Source organism: Paracidovorax sp. MALMAid1276, assembly GCF_049198005.1.
Lineage (GTDB): Bacteria > Pseudomonadota > Gammaproteobacteria > Burkholderiales > Burkholderiaceae_C > Acidovorax.
The window spans coordinates 32065-40149 of sequence record NZ_JBMIRS010000063.1 but is presented as its reverse complement, the minus strand read 5'-3'; the positions used below and the strand labels follow the sequence as shown (position 1 = coordinate 40149).

At 60.8% G+C, this 8085-nt stretch carries 7 protein-coding genes, 1 tRNA gene and 1 pseudogene; all 9 read left to right on the top strand.

Translation table 11 applies throughout. The features are described 5' to 3' along the window. Positions 1 to 134: pseudogene (locus tag ACOQFS_RS03880) on the top strand (elongation factor Tu); the annotation flags it as partial. 11 nt (positions 135 to 145) lie between these two features. Then, positions 146 to 221 (top strand) — tRNA-Trp (locus tag ACOQFS_RS03875). Between the two features lie 91 nt (positions 222 to 312). Beyond that, the gene (gene secE, locus ACOQFS_RS03870; RefSeq protein ID WP_421561632.1) at positions 313 to 696 is read left to right on the top strand and encodes a preprotein translocase subunit SecE; all 384 of its coding nucleotides are present in this window, start codon (positions 313 to 315) and stop codon (positions 694 to 696) included. Then, complete coding sequence (gene nusG / locus ACOQFS_RS03865) at positions 696 to 1292, top strand: transcription termination/antitermination protein NusG (RefSeq protein WP_421561631.1); 597 nt, start codon at positions 696 to 698, stop codon at positions 1290 to 1292. Before secE ends, nusG begins: the two co-directional genes overlap by 1 nt. A 123-nt stretch (positions 1293 to 1415) precedes the next feature. Continuing rightward, positions 1416 to 1847: a 50S ribosomal protein L11 gene (gene rplK, locus ACOQFS_RS03860; RefSeq protein WP_142149034.1), complete on the top strand. Its 432-nt coding sequence runs from the start codon at positions 1416 to 1418 to the stop codon at positions 1845 to 1847. Between the two features lies 1 nt (position 1848). Further along, positions 1849 to 2544, top strand: a complete 696-nt coding sequence (gene rplA / locus ACOQFS_RS03855; protein WP_421561630.1) for a 50S ribosomal protein L1 — start codon at positions 1849 to 1851, stop codon at positions 2542 to 2544. A 238-nt stretch (positions 2545 to 2782) separates the two neighbouring features. Further along, a complete protein-coding gene (gene rplJ, locus ACOQFS_RS03850; RefSeq protein ID WP_421561629.1) occupies positions 2783 to 3289 on the top strand; it encodes a 50S ribosomal protein L10 in 507 nt (168 codons plus the stop codon). A 49-nt stretch (positions 3290 to 3338) separates the two neighbouring features. Next, positions 3339 to 3716 carry a 50S ribosomal protein L7/L12 gene (rplL, locus tag ACOQFS_RS03845; RefSeq protein ID WP_184859290.1) on the top strand — a complete coding sequence of 126 codons (378 nt, stop codon included), beginning with the start codon at positions 3339 to 3341 and terminating at the stop codon, positions 3714 to 3716. Between the two features lie 256 nt (positions 3717 to 3972). Beyond that, a complete protein-coding gene (gene rpoB, locus ACOQFS_RS03840) occupies positions 3973 to 8085 on the top strand; it encodes a DNA-directed RNA polymerase subunit beta (protein ID WP_421561628.1) in 4113 nt (1370 codons plus the stop codon).

The following is an 8085-nucleotide window of genomic DNA, read 5'->3' as shown; positions in this document are numbered from 1 at the left end:
TCATGCCTGGCGACAACGTGTCGATCACCGTGAAGCTGATCAACCCCATCGCCATGGAAGAAGGTCTGCGCTTCGCTATCCGCGAAGGCGGCCGCACCGTGGGCGCTGGCGTCGTGGCCAAGATCATTGCTTAATTGATCGTTGTAGGGGTATAGCTCAATTGGCAGAGCGTCGGTCTCCAAAACCGAAGGTTGTAGGTTCGATTCCTACTGCCCCTGCCACTTGAAAGTGGCCTCCAAAAAGCCCGCCAGACCCTGGCGGGCTTCGGTGTCTTAAGCGGCGCCGTGAATTGCAAGCAGGAACTACTCAAAAATGGCCACCTCACAGGTCGAAACAGTCAATACGGGCGCGGACAAGGCGAAGCTCGCTGCGGTGGTGGCCCTGGTCATTGCATCGGTCGCAGGTTTTTATCTGTTGGCGAAGCAGGGTGTCTATGTGCAATGGGCTGTGCTCGTTGTCGGATTGCTGGCAGCGGCAGGTGTGTTCCTTGTCTCGGAATCGGGGCGCCAGTTTGTGGCGTTTGCCAAGGATGCATGGCGTGAGGTGAAGAAGGTCGTCTGGCCCACCCGCAAGGAAACGCTGCAGATGACGGCCTATGTGTTTGCCTTTGTGGTGGTCATGGCGTTGTTTTTGTGGTTTACCGATAAAACACTGGAATGGGTTTTGTATGACCTGATTCTGGGTTGGAGAAAATGATGACAACCACAGCAGATATCAACGGAGCCGAGGCTCCTGCGGGCGCTTCTGCGTCGGCCAATCCTGATCTGCGCTGGTACATCGTCCATGCCTACTCAGGCATGGAGAAGGCGGTCGAGCGCAACATCCAGGAGCGCATCAGCCGCTCCGGCATGCAGGACAAGTTCGGCCGCATTCTCGTGCCGACCGAAGAGGTCGTGGAGATGAAGAACGGCCAGCGCAAGACCACCGAGCGCCGCCTGTTCCCTGGTTATGTCTTCGTCGAAATGGTCATGGACGACGACACTTGGCACTTGGTGAAGCACACCAACAAGGTCACGGGTTTTGTGGGCGGTGCCAAGAACCGTCCCGCCCCCATCTCGGAAGACGAAGTGCAGAAGATCGTCAGCCAGATGCAGGAAGGCACGGACAAGCCGCGCCACAAGATCGAGTTCATGGTGGGCGAGCTGGTTCGTGTCAAGGAAGGCCCTTTTACAGACTTCAACGGTTCCGTCGAAGAGGTGAACTACGAGAAGAGCCGTGTACGGGTGTCCGTCATGATCTTCGGCCGTTCCACCCCGGTGGAGCTCGAGTTTGGCCAGGTCGAGAAGACCTGAGCCTGCCATTCATTTTTGGATGCCGCACCTTTCGGCTCGGTGCGGATGAAAGTGTTGTGAGTCGTTAACCCCGGGGAGCTCAAGCCGCAAGGCCTGGGCGTCATCACCCGCAAGGAGTAAAGCATGGCGAAGAAAATCGTCGGCTTCATCAAGCTGCAAGTTCCAGCTGGTAAGGCCAACCCATCCCCACCCATCGGTCCTGCACTGGGCCAGCGTGGCCTCAACATCATGGAGTTCTGCAAGGCATTCAATGCGCAGACCCAAGGTGTCGAGCCAGGCCTGCCACTGCCCGTGGTCATCACGGCTTTTGCAGACAAGAGCTTTACCTTCATCATCAAGACGCCGCCCGCGACGACCCTGATCAAGAAGGCCATCAAGCTCGAGAAGGGTTCCTCGAACGCTCTCAAGACAAAGGTCGGCAAGATCACGCGCGAACAGCTCGAAGAAATCGCCAAAACCAAGCTGAAGGACATGAACGCTGCCAACGTCGACGCCGCTGTGCGCACGCTGGCTGGCTCCGCCCGCTCGATGGGTGTGACGGTGGAGGGTTTGTAAGATGGCCAAGCTGACCAAGAAGCAAAAAGCCCTGCAAGGCAAGGTTGACAGCACCAAGCTGTACGCATTCGCCGACGCGGTGGCGATCGTGAAGGAAGCCGCTACGGCCAAGTTCGACGAATCCATCGACGTGGCCGTTCAACTGGGCATCGATGCCAAGAAGTCCGACCAGGTGGTTCGTGGCGCCGTGGTGCTGCCCAACGGTACTGGCAAGACGACCCGCGTGGCCGTGTTCGCCCAAGGCGCCAAGGCCGAAGAAGCCAAGGCTGCCGGCGCCGACGTGGTGGGCATGGACGACCTGGCCGCACAGGTCAAGGCCGGTGACATGCCTTTCGACGTGGTGATCGCCGCCCCTGACGCGATGCGCGTCGTCGGTACGCTGGGCCAGATCCTGGGCCCGCGCGGCCTGATGCCCAACCCCAAGGTGGGCACCGTAACGCCTGACGTCGCTACGGCTGTGAAGAACGCCAAGGCGGGTCAAGTGCAGTTCCGCGTGGACAAGGCCGGTATCGTGCACAGCACGATCGGTCGCCGTTCGTTCGACAACGAGAAGCTGCAAGGCAACCTGGCTGCGCTGATCGAAGCCCTGAACAAGGCCAAGCCTGCGACCAGCAAGGGCCTGTACCTGCGCAAGGTGGCTGTGTCCTCCACGATGGGCCTGGGTGTCCGCGTGGACACGCAATCCATCTCGGCGTAATTGCAAGAAATCTTCGGGCTTCCCTTCGGGTGGGCCTGATGTGGTGGGCCGGGGCTGCTTGCGCTACCCCGGGCCATCCAAGACCGTTGGTGTGCGAGTCGGTCGCGCATAAACCCGGGTTGGGTGCCAACGCAGATGGCGATCCCGCTGCAGATGGAAAATTTTCCTCAAACAGTTGGTCGCTGCAACAAGAGCGCGCACGAGGCCATCGCCGAGTGCGCATTTTAAGGAGTAGACCTTGAGTCTTAATCGCAGTGAGAAAGAAGCGGTCATCAATGAAGTGACCAGCCTCGCCGCAAAAGCTCAAACGCTTGTGATCGCGGAATACCGCGGCATCACGGTCGCCGACATGACCAAACTGCGCGTTGACGCCCGCAGCAAGGGCGTGAGCCTGAGTGTTCTGAAGAACACCCTGGCCCGCCGTGCTGTGGCTGGCAGCCAGTTTGACGTGGTGGCCGACCAGATGACCGGTCCTCTGATCTACGGCTTCTCCGAAGACGCTGTGGCCGCCGCCAAGGTGGTGGCCGATTTCGCGAAGACCAACGACAAGTTGGTGATTCGCGGTGGCGCTTTCGGTGGCAAGGCCCTGGACGTGAACGGCGTGAAGCAACTGGCCAACATCCCTTCCAAGGAAGTGCTGCTGGCCCAGCTGTGTGGCTTGCTGATGTCGCCAATGTCCCGTACCGCCGTGGTGCTGGGTGCCCTGGCGGCCAAAAAAGGCGAAGGCGAACCTGCAGCTGCCTGAGGCAGTTTTGCGGACGTCCCCCCTCTGAACCAATTGTTAGGAAATCAAAATGGCATTCGATAAAGACGCATTCTTGACCGCTCTGGACAGCATGACGGTCCTGGAACTCAATGACCTGGTGAAGGCCATTGAAGAGAAGTTTGGCGTGAGCGCTGCAGCCATGGCCGCTCCTGCTGCCGGCGGCGGCGGTGGCGCTGCTGCAGCTGCTGAAGAAAAGACGGAATTCAACGTGGTGCTGACCGATGCTGGCGCCAACAAGGTGTCCGTCATCAAGGCAGTGCGCGAAATCACCGGCCTGGGCCTCAAGGAAGCCAAGGATCTGGTGGACGGCGCTCCCAAGAACGTCAAGGAAGGCATTGCCAAGGCCGACGCCGAAGCAGCCGTCAAGAAGCTGGTGGAAGCTGGCGCCAAGGCCGAACTCAAGTAATTCGGCTTTGCGCAAGGGCTGGAGGCTCCCAAAGGGCCTCCAGCCTTTGGCGCTTTCAGAGTACACCTGAAAGTCCTCTCGATTTTCAAGTGTCTTCTGTCCAACCCGACAGCAGAAGATGCCTTGGTTCGGGTGATGTGCAACGCATCACCGTCCGCCATGGTTGGTAGTGGCCAACCGCCAAGCCCGCAAGAAACGCGCTTCTTGCGGGGGCAGTCGTCGAAGACCGCATTCCATGTCTTTGCCCGGAGATCTCATGGCCTATTCCTATACCGAACGCAAGCGAATCCGCAAAAGTTTCGGCACCCGCGACAGCGTGCTCGAAGTTCCTTATCTGCTGCAGATGCAGAAGGATGCTTACACCGCTTTCCTGCAGGCAGATAAAGCACCCCAGAAAAGAACCATCGAAGGCCTTCAGGCTGCGTTCGACGCCGCGTTCCCCATCGTCTCCCACAACGGTTTTGTGGAGATGAAGTTCATTGAGTACAACCTGGCCAAGCCTGCGTTCGACGTGCGTGAGTGCCAGACCCGTGGCCTCACCTTCGCCTCGGCCGTGCGCGCCAAGGTGCAGCTGATCATCTATGACCGCGAGTCATCCACTTCGCAGTCCAAGGTCGTCAAGGAAGTGAAGGAGCAAGAGGTCTACATGGGCGAAGTGCCCCTCATGACCGACAAGGGCTCGTTCATCATCAACGGCACCGAGCGCGTGATCGTCTCGCAGCTGCACCGCTCGCCAGGCGTGTTCTTCGAGCACGACAAGGGCAAGACCCATAGTTCGGGCAAGCTGCTCTTCTCGGCCCGCATCATTCCTTACCGCGGCTCCTGGCTCGACTTCGAATTCGACCCTAAGGACATCCTGTACTTCCGTGTGGACCGTCGCCGCAAGATGCCGGTCACCATTCTGCTGAAGGCCATCGGCCTGAATCCGGAGTCGATCCTGGCGAACTTCTTCGTCAACGACAACTTCCGCCTGATGGACAGCGGCGCGCAGATGGAATTCGTGCCCGAGCGCCTGAAGGGTGAAGTGGCACGTTTCGACATCACCGACAAGTCGGGCAAGGTCGTCGTTGCCAAGGACAAGCGCATCACCGCCCGCCACACGCGCGAACTGGAGCAGTCCGGCACCACGCACATCAGCGTGCCCGAAGATTTCCTGATCGGCCGTGTGGTCGCCAAGAACATCGTCGACGCCGATACCGGCGAAATCGTTGCCAAGGCCAACGAAGAACTGACCGAAGCGCTGCTCAAGAAGCTGCGTTCCGCCGGTGTGCAAGACCTGCAGGTCATCTACACCAACGAACTCGACCAGGGCGCCTACATCTCGCAGACCCTGCGCATCGACGAGACCGTGGACGAGTTTGCCGCGCGCGTGGCCATCTACCGCATGATGCGCCCCGGCGAGCCGCCGACGGAAGACGCTGTGCAGGCCCTGTTCCAGCGCCTGTTCTACAACCCCGACACGTACGATCTGTCGCGCGTGGGCCGCATGAAGTTCAACGCCAAGATCGGCCGCGACGAATCCACCGGCCCCATGGTGCTGTCCAACGAAGACATCCTGGCTGTGGTCAAGATCCTGGTGGACCTGCGCAACGGCAACGGCGAAGTCGATGACATCGACCACTTGGGCAATCGCCGCGTGCGCTGCGTGGGCGAACTGGCCGAGAACCAGTACCGCACCGGTCTCGCACGTATCGAAAAGGCCGTGAAGGAGCGTTTGGGCCAGGCCGAGCAAGAGCCGCTGATGCCGCACGATCTGATCAACAGCAAGCCGATCTCGGCCGCCCTGAAGGAATTCTTCGGTGCGTCGCAGCTGTCGCAGTTCATGGACCAGACCAACCCGCTGGCCGAAATCACCCACAAGCGCCGCGTGTCGGCCCTGGGCCCAGGCGGTCTGACCCGCGAACGTGCCGGCTTCGAAGTGCGCGACGTGCACGTGACCCACTATGGCCGCGTCTGCCCTATCGAAACGCCTGAAGGCCCGAACATCGGTCTGATCAACTCGCTGGCGCTGTACGCGCGTTTGAACGAGTACGGTTTCATCGAAACCCCGTACCGCCGCGTGGTGGACGGCCAGGTGACCAACGACATCGACTACCTCTCGGCCATCGAAGAAGGCAAGTATGTGATCGCCCAGGCCAATGCCGTGCTCGACAAGGATGGCCGCCTGACGGGCGAGCTGGTGTCTGCCCGTGAAAAGGGTGAATCCATCCTGTGCGGCGCAGACCGCGTGCAGTACATGGACGTGTCGCCTGCGCAGATCGTGTCGGTGGCTGCATCGCTCGTGCCATTCCTGGAGCACGATGACGCGAACCGCGCGCTGATGGGCGCCAACATGTCGCGCCAAGCCGTGCCCGTGCTGCGCCCCGAGAAGCCCTTGGTGGGCACGGGCATCGAGCGTGTGGCCGCCGTCGACTCCGGCACCGTGGTCACGGCCAACCGTGGCGGTGTGGTGGACTACGTCGACGCGACCCGCATCGTGGTGCGCGTGAACGACGCCGAAGCCGTGGCCGGTGAAGTGGGTGTGGACATCTACAACCTCATCAAGTACCAGCGCTCCAACCAGAACACCAACATCCACCAGCGCCCCATCGTCCAAAAGGGCGACAAGCTGGTGAAGGGTGACGTGATCGCCGACGGCGCATCGACGGACTTTGGCGAAATCGCCATTGGCCAGAACATGCTGATCGCCTTCATGCCCTGGAACGGCTACAACTTCGAAGACTCGATCCTGATCTCCGAACGCGTGGTGGCCGAAGACCGCTACACCTCGATCCACATCGAGGAACTGGTGGTGATGGCCCGTGATACCAAGCTGGGCGCCGAAGAAATCACGCGCGACATTCCGAACCTGTCGGAACAGCAGCTGAACCGTCTGGACGAGTCCGGCATCATCTATGTGGGCGCCGAAGTGCAGCCCGGCGACACGCTGGTCGGCAAGGTCACGCCCAAGGGTGAAACCACGCTCACCCCTGAAGAGAAGCTGCTGCGCGCCATCTTCGGTGAGAAGGCTTCGGATGTGAAGGACACCTCGCTGCGCGTGGACCAGGGCTCGTCGGGCACTGTGATCGACGTGCAGGTGTTCACCCGCGAAGGCATCCAGCGCGACAAGCGCGCCCAGCAGATCATCGACGATGAACTCAAGCGCTTCCGTCTGGACCTGAACGACCAGCTGCGCATCGTGGAAGCCGACGCGTTCGACCGTATCGAAAAGCTGCTGACCGGCCGCGTGGCCAATGGTGGCCCGCAAAAGCTGGCCAAGGGCACCAAGCTCGACAAGGCGTACCTGTCGTCGGTGGAGAAATTCCACTGGTTCGACATCCGTCCTGCCGAAGACGAAGTGGCCACCCAGCTCGAATCCATCAAGAACGCGCTGGAGCAGACGCGCCACAGCTTCGACCTGGCCTTTGAAGAAAAGCGCAAGAAGCTTACGCAAGGCGACGAGCTGCCAGCGGGCGTGCTCAAGATGGTCAAGGTGTACCTGGCCGTCAAGCGCCGTCTGCAGCCTGGTGACAAGATGGCCGGCCGCCACGGTAACAAGGGTGTGGTCTCCAAGATCGTTCCGGTCGAAGACATGCCCTACATGGCCGACGGCACGCCTGCCGACATCGTTCTGAACCCGCTGGGCGTGCCTTCGCGGATGAACATCGGCCAGGTGCTGGAAGTCCACCTGGGCTGGGCCGGCAAGGGCATCGGCCAGCGCATCGGCGACATGCTGCGCGAGCAGGCCAAGGCGGCTGAAGTGCGCAAGTTCCTGGAAGAGGTCTACAACTCCCGTGGCCGCACCGAGGACCTGTCGCAGCTGAGCGATGAAGACCTGCTGTCCATGGCCGCCAACCTCTCCACGGGCGTGCCCTATGCCACCCCGGTGTTCGATGGTGCTTCGGAAGAAGAAATCAAGGACATGCTGAAGCTGGCGTACCCCGACGACATCAAGGACCGCAAGGGCCTGACCGAGTCGCGCACGCAGGCCTACCTGTACGACGGCCGCACGGGCGAGCGTTTCGAGCGCCCCACGACCATCGGCTACATGCACTACCTGAAGCTGCACCATCTGGTGGACGACAAGATGCACGCGCGCTCCACAGGTCCTTACTCGCTCGTCACGCAGCAGCCGCTGGGCGGCAAGGCCCAGTTCGGTGGCCAGCGTTTCGGGGAAATGGAAGTGTGGGCGCTGGAAGCGTACGGCGCCGCCTATGTGCTGCAAGAAATGCTGACCGTGAAGTCCGACGACGTGGTGGGCCGTACCAAGGTGTACGAATCCATCGTCAAGGGCGAACACGCCATCGAGGCCGGCATGCCGGAATCGTTCAACGTGCTGGTCAAGGAAATCCGTTCGCTGGGCCTGGACATCGAGCTGGAACGCTCCTAA

What these genes read in the sequence shown, in the direction of transcription:
- secE (WP_421561632.1), top strand. Translation starts at nt 313, where the DNA reads ATGGCCACCTCACAGGTCGAAACAGTCAATACGGGCGCGGACAAGGCG.
- nusG (WP_421561631.1), top strand. Translation starts at nt 696, where the DNA reads ATGACAACCACAGCAGATATCAACGGAGCCGAGGCTCCTGCGGGCGCT.
- rplK (WP_142149034.1), top strand. Translation starts at nt 1,416, where the DNA reads ATGGCGAAGAAAATCGTCGGCTTCATCAAGCTGCAAGTTCCAGCTGGT.
- rplA (WP_421561630.1), top strand. Translation starts at nt 1,849, where the DNA reads ATGGCCAAGCTGACCAAGAAGCAAAAAGCCCTGCAAGGCAAGGTTGAC.
- rplL (WP_184859290.1), top strand. Translation starts at nt 3,339, where the DNA reads ATGGCATTCGATAAAGACGCATTCTTGACCGCTCTGGACAGCATGACG.
- rpoB (WP_421561628.1), top strand. Translation starts at nt 3,973, where the DNA reads ATGGCCTATTCCTATACCGAACGCAAGCGAATCCGCAAAAGTTTCGGC.